The following is a 222-nucleotide window of genomic DNA, read 5'->3' as shown; positions in this document are numbered from 1 at the left end:
TCAGAATAGGTGGTTGGTTGGACGACCTCTAATTTTGCAAAAACGCCGGTCGCCATCCACCCATGGGATCTGGACGGTCAAGTTCACCAAGGCCAAGCCGCAGGCAGATGGCACGATGCCGCCGGTTGATATCGCCATTCCCGCCTTTGGCTACCAGAACCACATCTCGATCGACCGCGAGCATGGCCTGATCCGCAAATGGCTGGCAACAGATGCGGCCGC

At 58.1% G+C, this 222-nt stretch carries 1 pseudogene; it reads left to right on the top strand.

Features of this window, described 5'->3' with window-relative positions:
* Window positions 1-70: 70 nt before the first annotated feature.
* Window positions 71-222 (top strand): annotated as a pseudogene (locus tag ACWGTI_RS33045) (IS5/IS1182 family transposase); the annotation flags it as partial.

It is taken from the genome of Mesorhizobium sp. ArgA1 (assembly GCF_053714375.1).
This window is presented reverse-complemented; position numbering and strand designations above follow the sequence as displayed.